Raw genomic sequence first — 20869 nt, 5'->3', positions numbered from 1 at the left:
ATAGGGGATTGCTATGAACTCGCAACAAGTCATCATTCACGTCCGCTTCGCTCCGAACGGGAGGGTGGTCCAAATCAGTGAGCGCCCGGGGAAGCTCACGCCGAACCAATGGTTTGATGTTCTCAACGCCCGTTCCGGCTCGGCCTATCAGCCGCTCGCTCGTAGCCGTGGCGTTTTTCGGTTGAGCAGGATTGCGGTCGAAGCGTTAAAACAGGACACGACGGGGTCGCGATGAGCGAAGAGACGATCGGCAACCTGATGAGCGATCAAATCGAGGTGTTTGTGGTCTGTCCGGCCGATGCCATCGAGCGGAGTGGCGTCAGGGGCTTTAGCCTGTCGCGGATCGATGATAGCGGCGAGAGCCGGCCATTTCCAATTATTGTGGTGCGCACTTTCGGAAATGACTATTTTGGTTACGTCAACCGTTGTCCGCATGACAGCGTCTGGCTCAACATCGGCTCCGGCGAGTTTTTCTCGGCGGACCGCTCCTTTCTCAGATGCGGCCGCCACGGTGCAAGCTTCGAGATCGACACTGGGGTGTGCATCGATGGCCCCTGCGATGGACAAGCGCTTGAGCCGGTAGCGCTCGCGGTGATCGAAGGTGACGTCTGCCTGTGCGGCGTCAAGCTGCTGGAGGACGATCGGTTTTCCGACCCGTTCGAGGACAGCGACGAAACCATGGATATCACGATCCAGCCGGATTAACAGGCGTATCACCTTGCCGCTACTTGGCTGTCGCGCAAGTTGCCTTGGGCGCTTTGTCACCGGCTAAAGCCGTGGTACGCGTGAGCGTCGGCACAGACGCGTGTCGTCGCTTTTGAACTTGTGAGAGCAAACGAGCAGCCCGCTGAATTGCGGTCATGCCCCGGCGATCTCCGCCGCATCAAGAAGGTGCCCTGGCGCTAGCTCCCCAATGGATCCGGCTGGCAGGACGCGGTCCTTGCTGCCGGCGGGTACAATACGTTCGAGAAGGAAATGCCCTCGGTGGCTAGAAGTCCGCCGAGGGCACCGTCTGGGCTGGGAGAATGGGGAGACCCAGACTGACAGGACCGTTTGGGCAGGAGGAATGACGATCCTGTATTAGAAGTTCTTGGCCGTCCGCCGCAACCGGCGTTATTGCCTGCGCTGCAATTGCAATGCCAGACCTTCGTCCATGCGACGCCCTTAGCGAGTGGCGCGACCATGGTCAGCCGACGGCGCCGGTTTGGGTCGAATGCATGAACGAGCACGTGCTCTTATTCCGCATTAGATGCGGCAAGCGTGTCTTCACGTGTATCGTGCAAAGCGGTGGCGCCCGGACCGCTGTGTTGTCGGTTTGCCGTTGCTGCCAATCAGGATTGCGGCCGGCTTAGCTTGTAGCCTTAAACGCGGCTCGACGATCACCCGTGTCTTTGGGCTCGCGCCAGGCGCTAACCTGTTGAGGCAAACGATGGCAAAACGCGGCGTCCAGCTTTTAGGCAAAGAAGATGCGGCGGGCTCACGCCGGACGATGCAGCCAGCTGATCACGCCAGGGGGGAGCATAGCGCTCTATTTACCGGGCCGATCTTCCAAAATGAAAGCTCCTCGATAGGCCGTACGGGGGATCATGAAGATCTCTGCTCATTTCACGAAATGATAGCGCAAGAGCTAAACGGATAACCGAGACTCCCGCCTATTCTGCGTACAAACTGCGGAAGGCTGAAGCGCGCGATGCGACGCTTGTCGTGTCCAAAACAGAAGAAAACGACATTGTCGCAACCTCGGCAACGGTTGTCAGCTGCGGCGGAGCAGAGCAAGGGACCGTTGCAGAAACGAGCGTTACGCTTCTGGTGTGGAACTTGCTTTGGAGAAGTGGGGTGGTCGAGAAAACGATGCGGAGTAAAAAGATCGCGATGCAGAAGACGTTGAAACTGATCAAGAAGGCTGCTCCAGACGCAGAGATACCTGTCGCTGATCTTTAGCGATGACAATCACCATGGCGCCCGCTCATTTCGCCTGCTTAAGCAAGCACGAGTGGGAATCAGCAGCATTAATGCTCAATGCCGCCTTCAACTGCAATAGATGGGGGGCGACGCGATCGGACTTGCTTCTTTTCAGATGATCACAGGACAGGCGCATGAACGCAGAAACGGAATTCGAGCTTCCTCAACTTTATAGGCATCATGTCTTTGCCTGCCACACGCAACGTCCACCGACTCATCCGCACGGCAGCTGCGGCGCCTCTGGCGCGCAAGCCCTGTGGGAGCGGATGGGCAAGGCAATCGAAGTGCAAGGCCTCAACGATGTCGGCTTCACGATGGCGGGCTGTCTCGGCTTTTGTAGCGCCGGTCCCTTGTTGGTCGTTTATCCAGACGGAGTCTGGTATCGCGCGACAACGCCTGAGGACGTTGATGAAATCGTAAACTCCCATCTCAAGCAGGGCAAACGTGTCAACCGCCTCGTGATGGTGCTAAAGAGAAGCTAAAGGCGTCGCTTAGCGTCGCTTGCGCGGCCTATCAAACAGAGAGATGGCTTATCCGTCCATGAGCTGGCATCTCGATATGTCGAATCGTCCGAGGATGACCGGGCGCCCTCACGCTCCAGGACGCGCGCAACAGCGGGCCACTGAGCTTGTCGTTATGGCTCGGGATTTCATCGCGATGTTCGGTGCGAGGATCCCCGATCAGAGTGCTGCTCTTGATCGGGGTCGGTGAGCCCTGAGCGTCAAGTCCTTTGTGAGGCGGTCGTCTTCACAGAGCGGCGTACCGGCTGGATTTCGGCTCTCACAAGCAAGTGGCGCTTTTGCAGCGCGCTGCGAAACAAGAGCATGATCTGATCGATCGCTGTTGGCTCGAACCGTTTGTGGTTCGTCAGTTCATGCCGTCCCACCCGTAGCTCACAGCGAAAGCAATGCTGCGAGTGGCTCCCGATGCCCGGCGAGACGACGTTTTCTTTGACGCGTCATCTCGCTCGCCGTCGGACTGCGGTGCGGTTGGTGGACGCGCTCGATGACTCGGCGCGTCCGAGTTGATCAAACCGATGCCATTCTCTGAATGCTGTTCGTTAGAACTTGTAAGTGACGCCGCCGCTGACGAGCCATGGGTCGATATTGGCGCGCCCGGTGACGGCAATCGCATTGTTGACGGTCGCGGAATAGTTCGGCCGCAGCCACAGCTTCTTCACGTCGAAGTTAAGGCCCCAGTGGCGGTCAAGCATGTAATCGAAGCCGAACTGGACCGCCGCGCCGAACTGGTTGCTGATGTGCAAATCCGTCACCGCAAGCCCGGCGAAGGACGTATTGGCGGCCGATTGGTTGAAGAATGCGGTGTAGTTGATGCCTGCGCCGATATACGGTTTGAGCGGGCCGAAATCGGTGAAGTGATATTGCAGGGTTAGCGTTGGCGGCAACAGCCAGGCTTTGCCGATATCGAGCCCGCTAAGCGCGCCAGTGCCGCTGATGTGATGACTGGTCACGCCGAGAATAAGTTCGGCGGCAATGTTCTTTGTGAAGAAATAGGTAATGTCAAGCTCCGGTATGGCTTGAGCGCTGATCGACAGTCCAGAACTTGGCGAGGACAGCGGCGGCGCCCCCGCGACGTTGACCGAGCTGCCTGCGGTGTCCGGCAAAACACCGAGCGCGCGCAGGCGGATCATCCATGGATTGAAGGGTTCGATCGGAGGCGCTTTGTAGTAGACTGGTGACGGACCCAGATCCGCAGCCTGTACCGAGATGCTGGCCAACGAGGTCGCGAGCGCGAGGAGCGATGCCGTCGTCAGAATTGTTCTTGTTCTCATCGAATTCTCCATTCCAAAGTCCGCGCGAAGAGTCGCGCGAGATCTCTGTCACACATGGCGGATGGCGAAGGATTTGACGCCGATCAAAATGGGAGCGGCCGTAGCGCAATTATGCCGCCAAGTTGCATAAGGATCACGGCCGCGAAGTGTCGTGGTCTCTGTGACTGATCGTTATTCAATTCAAGAGTCCGCCTGAGCCGAATCTCTTCAAGAAACTGTTTCACCGCTTGATGCTCTGATCCAATCCAATCGGGTCCGCAGGGGGCATGCGCGATGAAGGCGGCAACTGCGGACGCCTTTCACACACTGCAAGGGCGGGAAAGCCTGCATTCGCACCGAGCGCAATATGGGCAATGCCGTTGTACGGAGCCATCACGCTGGCCTTCTCAGCGAAGGTCCCGTCGGCTACCCGTGAAAGAAGCCTCAAACGTCGTTCTTCCTTTGCCGGCATGGTGCGATCCGTCGTTTCCTCACCTCTGCGGATAGAGCGTGCCCTTTGCGTCGTGCGAACATCTCTCGAGATCAGCTTGCGTTTTCCGGCCAAGCAGCGACAGCGCGGGCTCATGATCGAATCCGGCGCATCCTGCCCTGTCGATGTTGATCGAAGGTCGTCGTAGCAGGAGGGGATCGCCTGCCATTAACGCGAGTGCCCTTGCCGCGTCCATAGTGTCGGGATTGACTTCGACTGACTTGATACGGGGCGCGGCTCGGTTGAACCAGGATACGAGCTCGCAAAAAAAGCGGCGCAATTCCGCCGGACTGCACGGCTCCGTCAAGATATCCTTGGCGGTTACGTCCTCGGTGCGGTGCCGCCGCCTCCGGAAGCCCATTCGACTTTCCTGCCGATCATCTCCAACGTCGGCGGACTAAGCGCACCGTGTGCGTAACACCCGTCGCTGGTCCGCTAGGTTGCGAGCCCGCCATGCATCTTGACCCTCCTCAAATCGCCGCCAACCGGCTTGCGGGAACCGTAGCAAGTCCCGTCCCACACATGAAGGTGTCGGAACAGGTCATGCCAAGTCGGCTTTATCGGGTTGACGGTTGTGGCCTTGTTCGTTTTCTGACAGCCGCGTAGATGCTGTCAGATCCAAAACAGCCAAGATCACTCACCGGCTCGTTGGCGTTTTATAAAACGTAATCAGAAGCTTAAGGGGCGCGGACAAGCGTTGGCACGGCGGTTGCTAGTATGGGGCAGCAACACTGAGTGAGGGCTGAGTGCACGCCGACGCGTACGACGAGCGATGCGCTCCTTCCCTTGAACCCGTGTGCCCGCTTCTGAGAGAGAAACAAGCTCGCGCGTAAAAAGCGCGCAACTTTTGGCAAATCGGTTGATGGAGAGCAACATGTCTTCACTGAGACAAATCGCATTCTACGGGAAGGGCGGCATCGGCAAGTCGACCACGTCGCAGAACACGCTGGCGGCGCTGGCCGAGATGGGCCAGAAAATCCTGATTGTGGGGTGCGATCCGAAAGCGGATTCGACCCGCCTGATCCTGCACGCCAAGGCGCAGGACACGATTTTGAGTCTTGCAGCGAGCGCTGGCAGCGTGGAGGACCTCGAACTCGAGGACGTGATGAAGGTCGGCTACAGGGACATCCGCTGCGTGGAGTCCGGTGGTCCGGAGCCGGGCGTCGGCTGCGCCGGCCGCGGCGTCATCACCTCGATCAATTTCCTGGAGGAGAACGGCGCCTATGAGAACATTGACTATGTCTCCTACGACGTGCTCGGCGACGTCGTTTGCGGTGGCTTTGCGATGCCGATCCGCGAGAACAAGGCGCAGGAGATCTATATCGTGATGTCCGGTGAAATGATGGCGATGTATGCCGCAAACAACATCTCCAAAGGCATCCTAAAATACGCCAACTCTGGCGGCGTGCGGCTGGGCGGCCTGATCTGCAACGAGCGACAGACCGACAAGGAGCTGGAACTGGCGGAGGCGCTGGCCAAGAAGCTTGGCACTCAGCTGATCTACTTCGTCCCGCGCGACAACTTGGTGCAGCATGCCGAGTTACGCCGCATGACGGTGCTGGAGTATGCGCCCGAGTCGAAGCAGGCCGATCACTATCGTAACCTCGCGACCAAGGTTCACAACAATGGCGGCAAGGGCATCGTTCCGACCCCGATCTCCATGGACGAGCTCGAGGACATGCTGATGGAGCATGGCATTATGAAGCCCGTCGACGAATCCATCGTCGGCAAGACCGCCGCGGAACTCGCGGCCTCGTAAAGGTCGCGAGTCGCGGCCTTGTGAAGGCGCGCGACGGATGCCGGCCTCCCTCCACCCCCCATCCGGGGAGGCCGGCATTCTGACGATCGACCCCTGACCGGAACCAAATGCGGCGAGGTAGACCTGACCGTTATGGAAATCGACAAAACCATGTCCGAAGCGCACTTCATTCCGTTCATGGTTGCTTGTGGCGTAGGTGCGAACAGCCAGGTACACAGGGGAATTGCGACCTACCGCCTGCTCACCGGTGCGTCTCCCGCAGATGCCGACATTGCCATTGACAGCAATCTCGATCGCCATGTCCTGGCGTCTATTCTGGCGGCTGCCACAATGGACGGTGGCCCGCTTCCCGAGAAGGCCGGCTTGTCCGGCCTTGAACTTGCGGCCTTGCTGCACCAGTACTTTCCGTCGCTTGAGATCAAGCTCGCGGCGCAGCTGCTGACCTTTAAGTGCGATGAGAACGACGAGATCGCAATGGTACGCGATCTCTTGCTCAAGCAACGCTCGACTGAAGGGGATATCGGCCGCTGGCTGGCTGCGATGATCGCGCGCCGCGCCATTGAGCCAGACCATCTATGGGAAGCTCTCGGATTGCGCAATCGGGGCGAACTCTCTCGGCTGCTAAGCCGCCATTTCGCGCCGCTCGCCGCGCGCAATATCAACAATATGCGCTGGAAGCGCTTCTTCTACCGCATGCTTTGCGAGGATGAAGGCCTCGCAATGTGCACGACACCCGTGTGCACACAATGTAACGACTTCAGCCTCTGCTTCGGTGAAGAAAGCGGTGAGAGCCGGATGGCCGAGCGCCGGCGTGATTTTCTGCGGCAGCCGGCTCGCCCGGTCGTTGCCGGCGACTGGCCCATCTGAGTTGCCACAAGGGTCCTCGATCGTCCCGTCATCCGAGAAGGCCTCGCCCGATTTGGCGGGAGGCGGAGGGCGCAGCTAACGCCGTTTCGATGCGAGCGAGTGAGGTGTGCAAAGCGGCGCAGGGTCAAGTGCTCCGCGACAATTCTCGCATCCCGGCGCGCCGCAATCGCGTTAACGTTCGAGCTCGCACTGGCGAGAGAAGGCAAGGCGTCCGCTTCACGAGCCTGTCGCATTTGCGACAATCCTTTTGCCGAAGTGGTTGAGGAAGGAGGCGTAGCCTCGTCAATGGGTTGTCGGGCGCGGCTGGCTGGCATGCCGGTTGCTGAAGCATATGCGGGTCAAACAATGAGGAGCCCTTGCGTGATTGCCGCCACCACCGCCGCCAAACCGTCTTGGTCCGATCAGGCGCGCGCCGAGCCCACCGTGCTCAACGACACGACGTTGCGCGACGGCGAGCAAGCCCCTGGCGTTGCGTTCACCACAGAGGAAAAGCTGGCGATCGCGCAGGCGCTGGCGCGGACCGGGGTCACGGAGATCGAGGCGGGAACGCCAGCGATGGGCAACGAGGAGATCGCAGCCATCCGCGCCATGGTCGAAGCAGATCTTCCGCCGACCACCACAGGCTGGTGCCGGATGCGGCAAGCGGACGTCGACGCGGCGATCGAAGCAAAGGTGTCCATGATCAATATGTCGATCCCGACTTCCGATGTGCAGATCGCGGCCAAGCTTGGCGGTGATCGCGACCGGGCGGTGGAACAGGTGAAGCGAGTGGTAGGCTATGCCCGTGAGCGGGGATTTGAGGTCGCCGTCGGCGGTGAGGACGCTTCCCGCGCCGACATCGATTTTCTCGTCAGACTGATGGCAACCGCAAAAGCCACAGGCGCGCGTCGCTTTCGTGTTGCAGATACGCTCGGTGTGCTCGATCCAGACACAACCTACGCGTTGGTCGGGAGTTTGCGTGCGACCACCGATCTCGAACTCGAATTTCACGGCCACGACGATCTCGGACTGGCGACTGCCAATACGCTCTCCGCCATCAAGGCTGGCGCGACCCACGCCTCGGTGACCGTCATCGGGCTGGGTGAGCGGGCCGGAAATGCGCCGCTCGAGGAAATCGCGGTCGCACTCAAGCAGCTCTACGGGCGCGAGACCGGCATCGTACTGCCGGAGTTCGAGAACGTTGCCGCGGTGGTGGCAGCCGCGGCCGCACGTGCGATTCCTCTGAACAGGGCCATCGTCGGAGAGCATGTATTTACGCATGAATCCGGCATTCATGTCGATAGCCTCTTAAAGGATCAACGCACCTATCAGTCGCTTGATCCTGCTTTGCTTGGCCGCTGCAACAGCTTTGTGATCGGCAAGCATTCCGGACTTGCGGCGATCACCGAGTTACTCGATGAACTACAACTCGTCACCGGCGCCGATCAGGCCAGACAGATCCTGTCGCAAGTCCGCAAACATGCCATCGAGCACAAGCTGCCGGTCGGGCGCGAAACGGTGGCGGCGATCTGGCACGACGCGTGCGGATGCCTGGCAACCCACCCCGCGTGAAGAGCCGTGTTCACCTTCGTTTGCGCCGACCATTCGAAAACCAACGCGCCGCAAGGACGTTATCCGTTGTCGCTGATCGGCGGGAACGACGTCTTGCTTACGCATGCCAGATCCCCTGGCGCGATCTCAGCTCCAGAGCTTGCTGGCCATTTCGGCATACATGCTGTGACCTGCTATCCAATCGCGAGCTGTCCCCGGACTGCCAAGCGGCGGCTCCCCGTGCGGCTGCTTTCCGGTCCGGCCACCGCCCTGACGAACGTCAACATTGATCGCGGTCTGGCCATTGATGCTGCACCTCCATCGAGACGGACGTCGTCACCGCCTGCTGATCTGGGTAGCGAAGTTGAGGGCGTCGGCTTTTCAGGGGCAGGTGTTGGCGCCCGCATGAGCCGTGCGAGCTAGCACTGCAGCAGGAGCAATCGGCTCTATCGCGTCTCATTGAACGTCCACGAGCTAATCCAAAGGAGATTCTCGATGATCAATTCACCCCCGGCAGCCGGTATCCTGGATCGGCTCAGCAAGGCTTCGTCGGCGGAGGAGTTTTTTTCGCTGCTTGGCGTCGATTACAACCCAAGGATCGTCAATGTCGCGCGCCTTCACATCCTAAGGCGCATGGGACAAAATTTTGCCAAGGAGCAATTCGCTGGTGCCGCAGAGCCGGAAATCAGAGCGCGGTGCAAAGCGATGCTGGAGCAGGCCTATGCCGATTTCGTGGCATCGACACCGATCGACCAGAGAGTGTTCAAGGTTTTGAAGGATGCCGTCGCAGACACTCACAAGCCTCCGGCTTTTGTCCCCTTGAACGCGCTGAAGTGATCTCGCGTCCACTGCCAGTGAGGTTTGCCCCAAGCGGCGCCGTAGCGGCCCGCTTGCGAAGCCTTCGCCTTCATTCAGAACAACTTTCTGCAGTCATGATCCGAGCGGCGCTGTCGTATTCCCGACCCATGTCTGGACTGGTCGTGTCAGCGGTGTCAGCGGCCATTTTAAGTCTCTCCAAAATCATTGCGTTCGACTGACTTTCCATGGTTTTTGCAACTGGTACAACACTTGCTGTTGTCGTGTCTGTCCGGTCATCGACGCCGACAGACGATTGTCGTCCGCGATGAGATTGAAGGAAGACCCTATGACGTTGCTTCTACTGCCTGCCGAGCGATACGTCTCATGGCTCATGCGCGCCGGGTCCGTTCGAAATGGCCTTTGATGCGATCGAAGCCAGCGTCGACCGTGAGATGGTGGTCAATGGCTAAGTCGCCCTTCGACGCTACATGTGGAGAGAGTATGGACATAGCCGTCCGCATTGAGCAGGTCCGCAACAGTGCGCAGAGCTGCATCCATCGCAAGGCGGATAGCAACATGCGTCAGGATGAGATGCAAACGGCGGCCAGTGCGAGTTGTGGGCGCTGGAGCCCGGGCACGGATTGCGTAACAGGTGCGATGCCAGGATCGCTTTTGCGATCAGACTCAATGTGGGAGCGCTGGGCCGATAGCGAGGCGCGGGTCTCGCGCGGCAAGCGGACACATCAACTCATGCATGGAAACGACCGGTCACAGCCCTCGCAGCGGCCTGGCCGCCGCTGGTGGCGCTCGTCGAATGGAGCACGCAAGAGACCAGTGTCGAGGACCTCTCCAATTGTGGCCCGCCCGGCGAGTCTGCCGCGACGACGCGTCTCGTTGTGCGGTCAAGCTGCACCGAGCAGATGGAGCAGACGAGTAGCCGGCCGGCCACTTGCTGATCAAAAGTGATCTTCAGTTATCCGAAGCTAGAGAGCAAACCTGTGGCGCGGGCGCGCGTGTTTTTGAGGGAAATTTAGAGCATGAGCAATGTCACCAAAACGCCGACGCCGGCAGCGGCCGGCCGCGCGGCAGCCAAAAAAGAACTGCCGGAGCACTTTAAGACCTACAAGCATGTCTGGGTATTCGTCGAGCTAGAGCGCGGGCAGGTCCATCCGGTTTCCTGGGAGCTCATGGGTGCGGGGCGCAGGCTCGCCGACAGGTTGAAGGTGAATCTCGCCGCGGTCGTTATTGGTCCGGAGGGGCAGCTCACACGTAACGCCGCGCTTGAATCCTTCTGCTATGGCGCCGATCTGGCCTATCTCGTGAGCGACAATGTCTTGTCGGATTACCGCAACGAATCCTATACCAAAGCGCTGACCGAACTCGTCGACACCTACAAGCCCGAGATCCTGCTGCTGGGTGCGACGACGCTGGGTCGCGATCTCGCAGGTTCCGTGGCCACGACCTTGTCGACGGGGCTTACTGCCGACTGCACCGCGCTCGATGTCGATGCCGATGGTTCCCTCGCGGCGACGCGTCCGACCTTTGGCGGGTCGCTGCTCTGCACGATCTATACCTTGAATTATCGTCCGCAGATGGCAACCGTCCGCCCGCGGGTCATGCCGATGCCTGAGCGCGTCGTACGCGATGCCGCTCGCATCATCATCCATCCACTCGGCCTCGTCGAAGACGATATTGTCACGAAAGTGCTGTCGTTCATCCCCGACCGCGATTCCGAAACGTCCAATCTCGCCTACGCCGATGTCGTGGTTGCGGGCGGCCTGGGACTGGGATCGCCTGAGAATTTTCGGCTGGTGCGGGAGCTCGCAATTCTGCTCGGCGCTGAATATGGCTGCTCGCGTCCTCTGGTGCAAAAAGGGTGGGTGACGTCTGACCGGCAGATCGGCCAGACCGGCAAGACCATCAGGCCAAAGCTGTATATTGCTGCCGGCATTTCCGGCGCGATCCAGCATCGGGTCGGCGTGGAGGGAGCGGATCTGATCGTCGCCATTAATACCGACAAGCACGCTCCGATCTTCGACTTCGCCCATATCGCAATCGTCAGTGACGCCGTGCAATTGCTACCGGCGCTGACGGCGGCATTTCGTGCCCGGCTTTTGCCGAATTCGCGCGCCCGGATCGCGGTCTAGAGGAGATGACGATGATTGAAGAGAGGTTCGATGCGATCGTGGTCGGGGCCGGTATGGCCGGCAACGCGGCGGCGCTGACCATGGCCAGACAAGGCATGAAGGTGCTGCAGCTCGAGCGGGGCGAATATCCCGGATCGAAGAATGTGCAGGGCGCAATCCTCTATGCCGACATGATGGAAAAGCTGATCCCTGAGTTTCGCGAGGAGGCGCCGCTCGAACGCCATCTGATCGAACAGCGGTTCTGGATGATGGACGACCGCTCCCATGTTGGCATGCACTACCGCTCGGACGACTTTAATGAGGAGCGGCCGAACCGCTACACGATCATACGTGCGCAGTTTGACAAATGGTTCTCGTCGAAGGTGCGGGAGGCCGGTGCGACCGTGCTGTGCGAGACGACCGTCACCGAGCTCGCACGAGACGACCGTGAAAGGATCGTCGGTGTTCGAACGGACCGCCGCGACGGCGAAATACACGCTGACGTCGTCGTGCTAGCTGAAGGTGTCAATGGCTTGCTTGGGACGCGCGCGGGCCTGCGCCCGCGGCCGACACCCGATAACGTTGCGCTCGCGGTGAAGGAGATGCACTTTTTGGCTCGCGAGACGATCGAGGCGCGTTTCAATCTCAAGGGCGATGAAGGCGTCGTGATCGAGGCGGCTGGTACCATTTCCCACGGCATGACCGGAATGGGTTTCATCTATGCCAACAAAGAGTGCATTTCGCTCGGCATCGGCTGTCTCGTCGCCGATTTCCAGCGTACCGCCCGGACGCCCTATGGCTTGCTTGAGCAATTCAAGAAGCATCCCTCTGTGGCGCCGCTGATAGCAGGCTCCGAAGTCAAGGAATATTCGGCGCATCTCATTCCTGAAGGCGGTTACAAGTCGATCCCGCAGCTCTATGGAGAGGGCTGGGTGATGGTAGGCGATGCGGCGCAGCTCAACAATGCAATTCATCGCGAGGGCTCCAATCTCGCGATGACCTCAGGCCGCATCGCGGCCGAAGCGATCGGCCTGGTGAAATCGCGCGGCGAGCCGATGACCGCGGCAAATCTGGCGCTCTACAAGAAGATGCTGGACGATTCCTTCGTCATGAAGGATCTCAAGAAGTACAAGGATTTGCCGCCCCTGATGCATACCAACTCGCGAAACTTCTTTCTCACCTATCCACAACTCATCTCCAAAGCGATGCATAACTTTGTGCGCGTCGATGGTACGCCGAAGGCTGAGAAGGAGAAGGCGACCCTGAAAGCCTTTGTCAAGGCGCGGTCATGGACAGGTCTGTTCGGCGATGCATGTCGTTTTGCCCGGGCCTGGCGCTGATCGGCAAGAGTGTGAAGTCCTGCAATGGAAGGCCAAAACATGAATGTCGAACCCTCAGTGCGCGTGGAAGACAAACTGTACTACAACCGCTATCTTGTTGACGTCGGTCGCCCCCACGTCAAGGTCCGCGCGCACACGACGCCATCGCCGCAGCTACTTGCACTTTTGAAAGCCTGCCCGGCGCGATGCTACGAACTCAACGACAATGGCCAGGTTGAGATAACCGTCGACGGCTGCATCGAGTGCGGCACCTGCCGCGTGATCGCCGAGCCCACCGGCGATATCCAATGGAGCCACCCGCGCGGCGGATATGGAGTGCTGTTCAAGTTTGGCTGAGAAAGCAACGAAGGGACCCGGTGTGATCGCCATTAAGCGACAGGATCTCACCTGTTTGTGGCGCATTCCGCCTCGCTTCGGAGCAAAGTCAAAATTCGAGCGAGACGCCAACTTTCAAGGGGATGCTCCGCAAGCGACAGCTTGCGGGTATCACTGTCTCCCGGGACCAACACGAAGGACGATCGTGGCGCGGCTGAGTGGCGCCACAACGCTGTCGATCGATGGCAGAGGAGGACTCAGCCTGTCGCCTGCGAGGAGATAGGCCCATCGGCCTCGATTGCGACAGCCACTGACTGCACGATCGCGGAAAATCGCACGGCGGTCTGGATCGCTTCGGAACTGACGTCCGCGGTCCGTCGCTGCGGCGAGAGCGTCTCATCGGCCACCAAGGACGTCAGGTTGAGCCTGGCGTGCTTGGCGAAATCGGGAATCTTATCGGTCAACTGTTCGATCGAGGACATGCTGGCTCAAGCAACCTTCAGGGTTTCACCGTCAATTTCGCGGTTGCAGGGACAGAGCTCGTCGGTTTGCAGCGCGTCCAGAACGCGCAGCGTGTCCTTGGGGCTGCGCCCGACATTGAGATTGGTCGCATAGACGTGCTGGATTGTGTTGTCCGGATCAACGATAAAGGTGTAGCGATAGGCGACACCCTCGGGTGAACGTACACCAAGGCCATCGACCAGCGTTCCCTTGGTGTCGGCAAACTGCCAGATTGGCAGATTGTGCAGATCGGCGTGTGAGCGGCGCCAAGCGAGCTTGCAGAACTCGTTGTCAGTCGAGCCACCCAGTACCACCGCATCACGGTCGACGAATTCCTTCGAAAGCCGGGCGAACTCAGCGATCTCGGTCGGGCAGACGAAGGTAAAGTCCTTGGGATAGAAGAAGATGATCTTCCATTTTTCTGGAAAGCTCGCTTCGGTCAACTTCTCGAATGCGCTCTGCCCGTCTTCTTCCTGAGCCTGAAAGCCGGGCTTCACGCCTGTGATCTCGAACGGCGGCAACTGACTTCCAATTCCAAGCATACTGCCCTCACAAGGTTTGTTTCCGGAGATCGTGACCTCACTGGTGAAGCAAGCCATATGCCATCCGTTCTCAATATCCGATTGTCCTAACTACGCCACCCGGTGGCCTGGCTGCGGGCATTTGATCCATGGTTCGATTGAATCGCCTGTCCAACACACTGCGTGTATGCGGCGAGCCGCGCCACCATTGCTCCCCGAGTTGACGATCGCAAGCAGCAGCGTGGCAACATCCTCAGTCCAGACATCTTCTTTGAACGGCTGTCAGAAGTGGTGCACCGCGGGTGATCGCGTCAACGAATTCGATACGCAAGTCGCGGCCAGCCACTTGCTATTTGGCGAATTTGCTGATCACGAGGAGATCGACTTTGTCGCGAAGCGCCGGTCAAACGACAGCGACGGCCTCGGCACCTACATTTGTATCGAGCTTACGGGACATAGCGCCGCTGCCGAGTGGCTGGGCAATCGAGATCTCTTGCCCGGTCGCAACGTCGACTGCGAGCATAACGTGCGTGCCGCCGCACCCCTCTCGTGTCGCCGGACGAGTCCGCCGACGCGTACGCCTCGCCACGCGAGATCGGCCAGCAGCCGATCGACGTCGTCCTTCGGCCGGTAGAGAATTGCCCCCACGAAATTCGGAGCGATTTCATCAAGATTGTCGATCATGGCCGTAGTCCTAATGCCGCTCGTTTCTCGTGCCGGCGCTTACCTATCGAACGTTTCCTGCTGATGTGGAAGGCGTTATGAGCAACCGCTCGGGGACCGCAACCGGCGCGGCGCGCGCAACCTCCGCGAATACGTTCATTCCATTGCTGAGCCCTAGCGCATCAAAGGAGCGGCGCGCGATGCGCGCCAGAAGCGGCACGCCCGAGCGGGCAGTTTCGACAGCCAGAACCAAAGTGACCTCAGCCTCGTCGAACGGCAGAGAGGCTTTGATGCGTGCCGGAAAGACATTGAGGAAGGAGCTTGCGCGCGGGGGTTCGCACGCGATGCTGACGTCGCCGGCTGCGATGCGCAGCCGCAGCTGCGCGCCCGGTCTAAGCGGCGCTCCAGGTATCAAAAGGCGCGCACCTTTGAGGCGGAGGATGATCAGCCCATAGCGCCCGTCATAGCCGCCGACCACGGTATCAAGGCAGACCGCTGCGTCGCCGCACGCCGCAAGCACGGGATCGCTCTGAACGACGTTGAGCGGCCCGACCGCAGTCACAATGCCATCTTTCATCATGACGAGACGATCGGCAAAGCGCTCGATATCAGCCATGTCATGGCTGATATAGATCATCGGCAGTGGGAGCTTTTCCCGCATGCACTCCAGAAACGGCAGGATCTCGCACTTGGCGGAGCGATCGAGCATAGTGAGCGGGTCGTCCAGCAAAAGTAGCCGAGGTTGCGCTAGCAGCGCGTTGCCCAAGGCAAGCCGCTGTCGCTCTGCGCCAGAAAGACGTGACGGCGAGCAATCAAGCAGTGGCCCCAAGCCGAGCAATTCGACCACGCCATCAAAATCGATGAGTGTCGGCTTCGATTTCGACGCGTTGTACAGAAGGGCGCGCTTGACAGACAAATGAGAAAAAAGAATTGGTCGTTGGAATACATATGCCACGGGACGCAGATGAGGCGGCCGGAACGTGGTCTCATCCTGCCAAATCTCGCCATCGATCGCACAAAATCCGCTTGGTAGACGCTGTACGCCCGCGATGCAGCGCGCGAGTGTGGCGTTGCCGCACCCTGGCGCGCCGAAAATTGCCGTAACCCCGTTGGCGGGTACGCTGAATTGTGCATCCAGCGGGACGTTGGCGCGAGAGCCGTTGAAGGCAACTTCAATATAGCCCGGTTTTGCTTCTCTCACGTGCCCGCGCCTGTGCTGTATCCTTCCATGGTGCCGAGAAGGATGGCGCAAAGGCGATGATCGCCATGCCGGCGACAAGACAGCCTCTTTTGCTCCAGCGCGGCGTCTCCGCTCCGAGGAAGCCATAATTTGCGGCGGCCGGATTGCAGATCGATGGTGTCCGCACACCTGGCATCTTGAGCGTCTCCGCGCCATCGAGGATCGTGGCAATCGAACGCTGCCGCGCGCGCTTGCCGGTGAAACAGGCAAATCGCGGAACTCTCAGCCAGCTTGGCCTTACCGTGGCTGTCCGCTGGCACGAACTGTACGGCTTGTGTTGTTCGGCTGTAGAAGTGTCGCCTATCACCAGAGCTCAATACCGCCTGGGGGTGGACAACCCGCTTGAACAGCGCCACAGCTTTGGTAGCCAATGCGAAGTTCGCGCGGGAGCCCACATCCATGGCTTCTGTAATTTCAGGCGCAAGCAGCGTCAAAGCCAGATCGATTAGAGTCAATTGGATAAGCCTCATTGGGACCCCGAGGATGTCCGCCGCGACCGCTTTCTTCCGGCAACTCCTTGCTCCTCATCCAGCAATCCCCGTGCCGATTCAAGGAATACCGTGCGCGGCCGGCTTGGTCATGGGAAACTCGCATAGAGTCGGGCCCAGCGCGCGGCTGACCACATCGTATTGTTAAGTTTCGGACGTTCGCGTCATCAACCCGACATGCAGGAGGGACGAGATGGGGGCTAAGGATGATACCATTGCCTCTTGCGTTGATGGTGTTTTGACGATCCCGTTAGAGTAGAACATAAGCTGGCACCATCCAATTTGTCCGCACCTTCCGATCTGCGCGTAGGAGAAGGTTGGCTCATTGGCACCGAGGGCTTTTGACCACTTCACCAGAAAGTTAGTGATCCCTCGGATGGACAGTTCAAAGACGCGAGCTGCCGTCACTTCATGTGGATCACGGCCGAGCCCTGTCCGCAGCCTCGCGCGATCGCCCCCGCAACACCGAGGGATGAGGCGCCACGCGCGAACTCCTGAACGATCTCCTGATTTCATCAACACCGGCGCCGATCACGGAACACTCCGGCGGTTATGCCGAGCTCAAGCTGCTGGACTTCTTTGTTCGCAACTACTCGGTCAGAGACCGCCTAACTGGAACGCCTTAGCGATCGAGTTGCCGAAGAACAAATGAGGCGAAGGTCATTCGGGTCGAGGCCGTGACACTTCGCACGATCGCGTCCCGAAACGCACGCCTTGTTCAGCATTTGAAAGCGAAAGGCGGTTCACAACCGAACGACCCGTTGAGGAGCTCATCGCGCCTGAGGTAGCAGTCGCGGCTGGCAACCTCTCAGGGCCTGGCCGCAAGCCCAAGCGACTGTCGCGAAAGCCTACCGGTAGGGGCAGGAGCTCAGAAGTCCGCAATTTTCTTGTCCGACTGAGAGCTGCGCGTAGAGGCCGTGCATCTTGAGTTCGTGACGGCGGGCCTGAGTGCCTGCGCCGTATTCCTCGGCATTCACAGCGCGGAGTGTTGCTACCGTGAGGACCACGGACTGACCTGCGGAATCAAGCGTCCGTCACAGACGCGACAATTACCGTCCAGATCAGGTATTCTGGCCCATCACCTCACGCCTTGACGCTTAGCACCGAAAGCTGCATTTAGTTAGTCTGCCGGTTTATGACATGGCCGGACGCCGAACAAAGTAGTTGCGTTGACGCAACTTGTCGGTGGTCGATTCGACGGAATCGCTGTGCACATTGCGACGCCCTTTACCCCCACACTGGGCGGGGGATAACCAACATTGGATGACGTTTCGCGCGCGCCGCGGCCGGTGAGGCGTGCAGTTGTCGAGGGTGTGCCCTGCTGGCTCACGTCGAGATGCAGATGTGCTCGTCTCAGAGCGTATTCACACTTGCGCGACACCCAAAGTGCTTGAATCGACCGTGGCGTCAGGTTGTAGGCATTGCGAAGCAGAATCGGAGACCTTTGCAGAAGCATCATATTGGTAGCTAACGTCGCGAATGTCACAAGCGCAAAGTGCGCGCTGCTAGTGTTCTGTCACTGACATTTGAATCCAAACTTGTCGCGAACATGATTCACTCGCGGCATGGGAAATGACTTGATTGTACTTGATCGCAAGGTTCGCAGGGAACTGGAGCATCTGCTCACCGATGGAAACACGGCTCAGAAGATCGCTAAGCGAGCGAGGATCGTGCTGATGACGGCGGACGGACATGGTGTCGTGGCGATTATGCGTGAGGTCGGGGTTTCGAAGACCACCGTCTGGCGCTGGCAGGACTATTTTGCGGAGGCCGGCATCGGTGGTCTGGTCAAGGGCCGCTCCAAGCCGCCAGGCCGAAAGCCACTCAGCGCTGCCATGAAGCTCAAGGTCGTCGAGAAGACCGTGAAGGAACGCCCCGCCAATGCCACGCACTGGAGCGTGCGATCGATGGCGGAAGAAATGGGCATCAGCCACACGAGCGTGCAGCGCATCTGGGCCGAACACGGCCTCAAGCCGCATCTCGTGCGCAGCTTCAAGATCTCCAACGATCCCGACTTCGTCGCGAAGGTCGAGGACATCGTCGGCCTTTACGTCGATCCGCCGGAGAAGGCGCTGGTGCTTTCCGTCGATGAGAAGAGCCAAATCCAGGCACTCGACCGCACGCAGCCGGGCTTGCCCTTGAAAAAGGGCCGTGCCGGCACGATGACCCATGATTACAAGCGCAACGGCACCACAACGCTCTTCGCCGCGCTCGATGTGGCGGCCGGTACGGTCATTGGCGAATGTCTGGCGCGCCATCGGGCAGACGAGTTCCTGTCGTTCCTGAAAACCATCGACCGCCAGACGCCCGCACATCTCGATCTGCACCTGATCCTCGACAACTACGCCACCCACAAGACGCCGGCCGTTAAGCGCTGGTTGGCGCGACACAAACGCTTCACACTGCACTTCACGCCGACATCCTGTTCCTGGCTCAACCTCGTCGAGCGGCTGTTCGCCGAAATCACTCGCCAGCGCATCCGGCGAGGAACCTTCAACGACGTCACCGAACTCAAGACCACGATTGACGAGTGGATCGAGCATCGAAACCAAAACCCAAAGCCCTTCAAGTGGACCGCCAGCGCCAAATCCATCCTTGCAAAGCACCGCAGAGCCAAAAAAGCGCTCGCGATCGCTAAAGCCGGATGCAAATGAATGAGTCAGAACACTAGTGTGGCCGATCTCTGTCGTGTCTTGGTGCTCGCAGTAGGTGCGTTGCGCGGGGCCGGGCACGACGATTGGGTGAGTGCCGCAATGAACGGCGGGCCCGCATCTCGCTGCCGCGGCGTTTGTCTAGTTTCCGGCAAACAGATGAGGGCCACGGGGAAGAAGAATAGTGAAGCCTATGCGACTTAAGAGGGGTTCGGTGAATCGAAAACGACGAATGGGTTGGACTTACAATTCGCATCGCCATGCAACTGTCTTCGCGGCAATTGCGATCGCTGCCACGTGCTGCACGGGATACGCTCGGGCGCGAGAGCGGCGCGCAGAGGAGGTCTTGACGTCGTGCAGGCCAGACGTGATGCGCCTCTGTGACAACTTTACAGGACGTAGCGACGTGGACGCTGCCATATTTTGTCTCAAGGACAACTTCAAAAGCTTAGGTATCGAATGTCGCCGCGTAATGCCAGCCGCGGCGCAGAGAAAGGGAGGACCGAAACGACGCGTCAACAAATGTCCGATCGTCCTCCAGCGAGAGTGAACCGCCCGAACGGAAGTTTTGAAACATAAGCGACGCGTGCCCCAAACTAATGGGCCGCTGAGCTTTCGCCAGGTAGGTCTCTCTCTAGAGCTGATCGAGCTGCAAGCGTCATCCTGCCGGCTCGCAATTGAGTCACCGGCGGCACGTGAGCTGCATGAATGATAAGCGCGATTGCGCGAATCGAGAGGGCGCGTGCGCGCATCGCGAGATGGTGATCCGATCTGAAGTGCGTATTTGGCGGCTGCACCGCTTGCGGTCATCAACGGCCGTGCAGCCAATTCGGAGAAATTTGATGAGTTGCCATCAGTTCGCTGGAACTGGTCCGGAGAATATATCGGCGTGCACGCTTGAGGTGGTTACGGCCGGACTTCGTTCGGCAATCCGTACGGTTCATCAATCCATGGATCCGTCAATCTATGGCGATATCGTCGACAGCTCAAAGTTTCCGGCAACTGGCCAAATCGGCTATAGCTGGCCAAAAATTGATGAACGTGAACGTCGGGAAGCTCATCCCCGGGTGGCCTTCCAACTCAGAGCGGCTCTGTGCGGGATTAGCTTGGCCTTGATTGTCGGCCGCGAGGGCGGAGATTCGGCACGCATCGACCCCTGAGAGGAGCCGGGTTTATGCCGTTCCGGCGTTCGAGATGGGCGCTTCAGTAGAGTCGCTCGGTCCGATTGTGGTGCTTTTGGTCGAATCCACTTCACAGCGCAAGGCCAAAGGAAAGGCGAAGCTCAAGAGCCGTTCAAAGGCAGAAAGCTGTTCAAGTAGACGCTTCTCAACGACCTTACGTTCTACGTGAGGCAGCTCCGTTTTAAGCAATCTACGACAACGCCAGATCTCGTTCCGCACCCATCTGATCTCACTTAATCTATCATCAATCGACGTCATCACAGATGTTGGTTCACTGGTCTTGGAAACGATCAACCATGCGGGTCTTCAGTGTGCAGCCGGTCCATGGCTCCGTATTCATGCCGATTGGTTGCGTCTGAGAACGTGCAGATTGCCGCCCATTCCTCGGCGGAAGTGGCGACCGGTTCGATGCAAGGCTGTTGTCAATCACTATCACCTTACGCCGGGCTTATGACGAGAATTTGCAGAGGATCGCTACGTTTTTCGGGCGTCCAGATCCTCTGCGCTGCACAATTCCTGCGTTCTACAGGATGATCGGTGCGCGATCAAATACGAACGTCAGAGAGGCATTTAACCCGGATTTCTCACAGTGTTGAGGCGCATCGGGGCGCGAATCAGCGAAAGTTCTTTTGCGAGAAGGACTTTGCGGTGGTTCAAGGAATGCCC

The 20869-nt window shown here is 59.1% G+C and carries 17 protein-coding genes and 1 pseudogene; 12 read left to right on the top strand and 6 right to left on the bottom strand.

Annotated features, from left to right (window positions below; translation table 11 throughout):
* Positions 1–231: 231 nt before the first annotated feature.
* The 3 genes from ABIB78_RS33900 (at position 232) to ABIB78_RS33890 (ending at position 2444) form a co-directional block, all read left to right on the top strand.
* A complete protein-coding gene (locus ABIB78_RS33900; protein WP_429032761.1) occupies positions 232–705 on the top strand; it encodes a Rieske (2Fe-2S) protein in 474 nt (157 codons plus the stop codon).
* A gap of 999 nt (positions 706–1704) precedes the next feature.
* Complete coding sequence (locus tag ABIB78_RS33895; protein ID WP_429032760.1) at positions 1705–1941, top strand: hypothetical protein; 237 nt, start codon at positions 1705–1707, stop codon at positions 1939–1941.
* 155 nt (positions 1942–2096) lie between these two features.
* On the top strand, positions 2097–2444 hold the full coding sequence (locus ABIB78_RS33890; RefSeq protein ID WP_429032758.1) for a (2Fe-2S) ferredoxin domain-containing protein: 348 nt from the start codon (positions 2097–2099) through the stop codon (positions 2442–2444).
* Between the two features lie 578 nt (positions 2445–3022).
* Here ABIB78_RS33890 and ABIB78_RS33885 read toward each other — a convergent pair.
* Together ABIB78_RS33885 and ABIB78_RS33880 are read right to left on the bottom strand one after the other, a co-directional pair.
* Positions 3023–3766 carry an OmpW/AlkL family protein gene (locus ABIB78_RS33885; RefSeq protein WP_429032757.1) on the bottom strand — a complete coding sequence of 248 codons (744 nt, stop codon included), beginning with the start codon at positions 3764–3766 and terminating at the stop codon, positions 3023–3025.
* A 208-nt stretch (positions 3767–3974) separates the two neighbouring features.
* Entirely contained in the window at positions 3975–4205 is a 231-nt protein-coding gene (locus tag ABIB78_RS33880; protein WP_429032756.1) for a hypothetical protein, read from the bottom strand.
* Positions 4206–5097: 892 nt separating this feature from the next.
* Between ABIB78_RS33880 and nifH the strand changes: the two genes are divergently transcribed.
* From nifH to ABIB78_RS33845, 7 genes are all read left to right on the top strand, one after another.
* Entirely contained in the window at positions 5098–5982 is an 885-nt protein-coding gene (nifH, locus tag ABIB78_RS33875; RefSeq protein ID WP_429032754.1) for a nitrogenase iron protein, read from the top strand.
* 132 nt (positions 5983–6114) lie between these two features.
* Complete coding sequence (locus ABIB78_RS33870) at positions 6115–6849, top strand: nitrogen fixation protein NifQ (protein WP_429032751.1); 735 nt, start codon at positions 6115–6117, stop codon at positions 6847–6849.
* 363 nt (positions 6850–7212) lie between these two features.
* Complete coding sequence (gene nifV / locus ABIB78_RS33865) at positions 7213–8400, top strand: homocitrate synthase (protein ID WP_429032861.1); 1188 nt, start codon at positions 7213–7215, stop codon at positions 8398–8400.
* Positions 8401–8874: 474 nt separating this feature from the next.
* The gene (gene nifW, locus ABIB78_RS33860; RefSeq protein WP_429032749.1) at positions 8875–9216 is read left to right on the top strand and encodes a nitrogenase stabilizing/protective protein NifW; all 342 of its coding nucleotides are present in this window, start codon (positions 8875–8877) and stop codon (positions 9214–9216) included.
* A 998-nt stretch (positions 9217–10214) separates the two neighbouring features.
* Positions 10215–11324: an electron transfer flavoprotein subunit alpha/FixB family protein gene (locus ABIB78_RS33855; RefSeq protein ID WP_429032747.1), complete on the top strand. Its 1110-nt coding sequence runs from the start codon at positions 10215–10217 to the stop codon at positions 11322–11324.
* 11 nt (positions 11325–11335) lie between these two features.
* Positions 11336–12643, top strand: a complete 1308-nt coding sequence (locus tag ABIB78_RS33850; protein ID WP_429032745.1) for an FAD-dependent oxidoreductase — start codon at positions 11336–11338, stop codon at positions 12641–12643.
* 39 nt (positions 12644–12682) lie between these two features.
* Positions 12683–12979 carry a ferredoxin family protein gene (locus ABIB78_RS33845; protein ID WP_429032743.1) on the top strand — a complete coding sequence of 99 codons (297 nt, stop codon included), beginning with the start codon at positions 12683–12685 and terminating at the stop codon, positions 12977–12979.
* Positions 12980–13332: 353 nt separating this feature from the next.
* On the opposite strand, the pseudogene ABIB78_RS33840 reads toward ABIB78_RS33845, so the two are convergent.
* From ABIB78_RS33840 to ABIB78_RS33825, 4 genes and pseudogenes are all read right to left on the bottom strand, one after another.
* A pseudogene (locus ABIB78_RS33840) lies at positions 13333–13440 on the bottom strand (alkyl hydroperoxide reductase); the annotation flags it as partial.
* Between the two features lie 6 nt (positions 13441–13446).
* Positions 13447–14001, bottom strand: a complete 555-nt coding sequence (locus tag ABIB78_RS33835) for a peroxiredoxin (protein ID WP_429032858.1) — start codon at positions 13999–14001, stop codon at positions 13447–13449.
* Between the two features lie 706 nt (positions 14002–14707).
* On the bottom strand, positions 14708–15844 hold the full coding sequence (gene modC / locus ABIB78_RS33830) for a molybdenum ABC transporter ATP-binding protein (protein WP_429032741.1): 1137 nt from the start codon (positions 15842–15844) through the stop codon (positions 14708–14710).
* Positions 15841–16353 carry a hypothetical protein gene (locus ABIB78_RS33825; RefSeq protein WP_429032738.1) on the bottom strand — a complete coding sequence of 171 codons (513 nt, stop codon included), beginning with the start codon at positions 16351–16353 and terminating at the stop codon, positions 15841–15843. Before ABIB78_RS33825 ends, modC begins: the two co-directional genes overlap by 4 nt.
* Before the next feature lie 1583 nt (positions 16354–17936).
* Here ABIB78_RS33825 and ABIB78_RS33820 point away from each other — a divergent pair.
* Together ABIB78_RS33820 and ABIB78_RS33815 are read left to right on the top strand one after the other, a co-directional pair.
* The gene (locus ABIB78_RS33820; RefSeq protein ID WP_429032735.1) at positions 17937–19025 is read left to right on the top strand and encodes an IS630 family transposase; all 1089 of its coding nucleotides are present in this window, start codon (positions 17937–17939) and stop codon (positions 19023–19025) included.
* 701 nt (positions 19026–19726) lie between these two features.
* Positions 19727–20182 (top strand): hypothetical protein, encoded by a 456-nt coding sequence (locus ABIB78_RS33815; protein ID WP_429032732.1) that lies wholly within the window; start codon positions 19727–19729, stop codon positions 20180–20182.
* Positions 20183–20869: the final 687 nt, after the last annotated feature.

This window comes from Bradyrhizobium sp. I1.14.4 (genome assembly GCF_050435825.1).
Taxonomy (GTDB): Bacteria; Pseudomonadota; Alphaproteobacteria; order Rhizobiales; family Xanthobacteraceae; genus Bradyrhizobium.
The sequence above is the reverse complement of the archived record's forward strand: the minus strand, read 5'-3'. Positions and strand labels throughout refer to the sequence as shown.

What these genes read in the sequence shown, in the direction of transcription:
- ABIB78_RS33900 (WP_429032761.1), top strand. Translation starts at nt 232, where the DNA reads ATGAGCGAAGAGACGATCGGCAACCTGATGAGCGATCAAATCGAGGTG.
- ABIB78_RS33890 (WP_429032758.1), top strand. Translation starts at nt 2,097, where the DNA reads ATGAACGCAGAAACGGAATTCGAGCTTCCTCAACTTTATAGGCATCAT.
- ABIB78_RS33885 (WP_429032757.1), bottom strand. Translation starts at nt 3,766, where the DNA reads ATGGAGAATTCGATGAGAACAAGAACAATTCTGACGACGGCATCGCTC.
- ABIB78_RS33880 (WP_429032756.1), bottom strand. Translation starts at nt 4,205, where the DNA reads ATGCCGGCAAAGGAAGAACGACGTTTGAGGCTTCTTTCACGGGTAGCC.
- nifH (WP_429032754.1), top strand. Translation starts at nt 5,098, where the DNA reads ATGTCTTCACTGAGACAAATCGCATTCTACGGGAAGGGCGGCATCGGC.
- ABIB78_RS33870 (WP_429032751.1), top strand. Translation starts at nt 6,115, where the DNA reads ATGGAAATCGACAAAACCATGTCCGAAGCGCACTTCATTCCGTTCATG.
- nifW (WP_429032749.1), top strand. Translation starts at nt 8,875, where the DNA reads ATGATCAATTCACCCCCGGCAGCCGGTATCCTGGATCGGCTCAGCAAG.
- ABIB78_RS33855 (WP_429032747.1), top strand. Translation starts at nt 10,215, where the DNA reads ATGAGCAATGTCACCAAAACGCCGACGCCGGCAGCGGCCGGCCGCGCG.
- ABIB78_RS33850 (WP_429032745.1), top strand. Translation starts at nt 11,336, where the DNA reads ATGATTGAAGAGAGGTTCGATGCGATCGTGGTCGGGGCCGGTATGGCC.
- ABIB78_RS33845 (WP_429032743.1), top strand. Translation starts at nt 12,683, where the DNA reads ATGAATGTCGAACCCTCAGTGCGCGTGGAAGACAAACTGTACTACAAC.
- ABIB78_RS33835 (WP_429032858.1), bottom strand. Translation starts at nt 14,001, where the DNA reads ATGCTTGGAATTGGAAGTCAGTTGCCGCCGTTCGAGATCACAGGCGTG.
- ABIB78_RS33825 (WP_429032738.1), bottom strand. Translation starts at nt 16,353, where the DNA reads ATGAGGCTTATCCAATTGACTCTAATCGATCTGGCTTTGACGCTGCTT.
- ABIB78_RS33820 (WP_429032735.1), top strand. Translation starts at nt 17,937, where the DNA reads ATGGGAAATGACTTGATTGTACTTGATCGCAAGGTTCGCAGGGAACTG.
- ABIB78_RS33815 (WP_429032732.1), top strand. Translation starts at nt 19,727, where the DNA reads ATGAATGATAAGCGCGATTGCGCGAATCGAGAGGGCGCGTGCGCGCAT.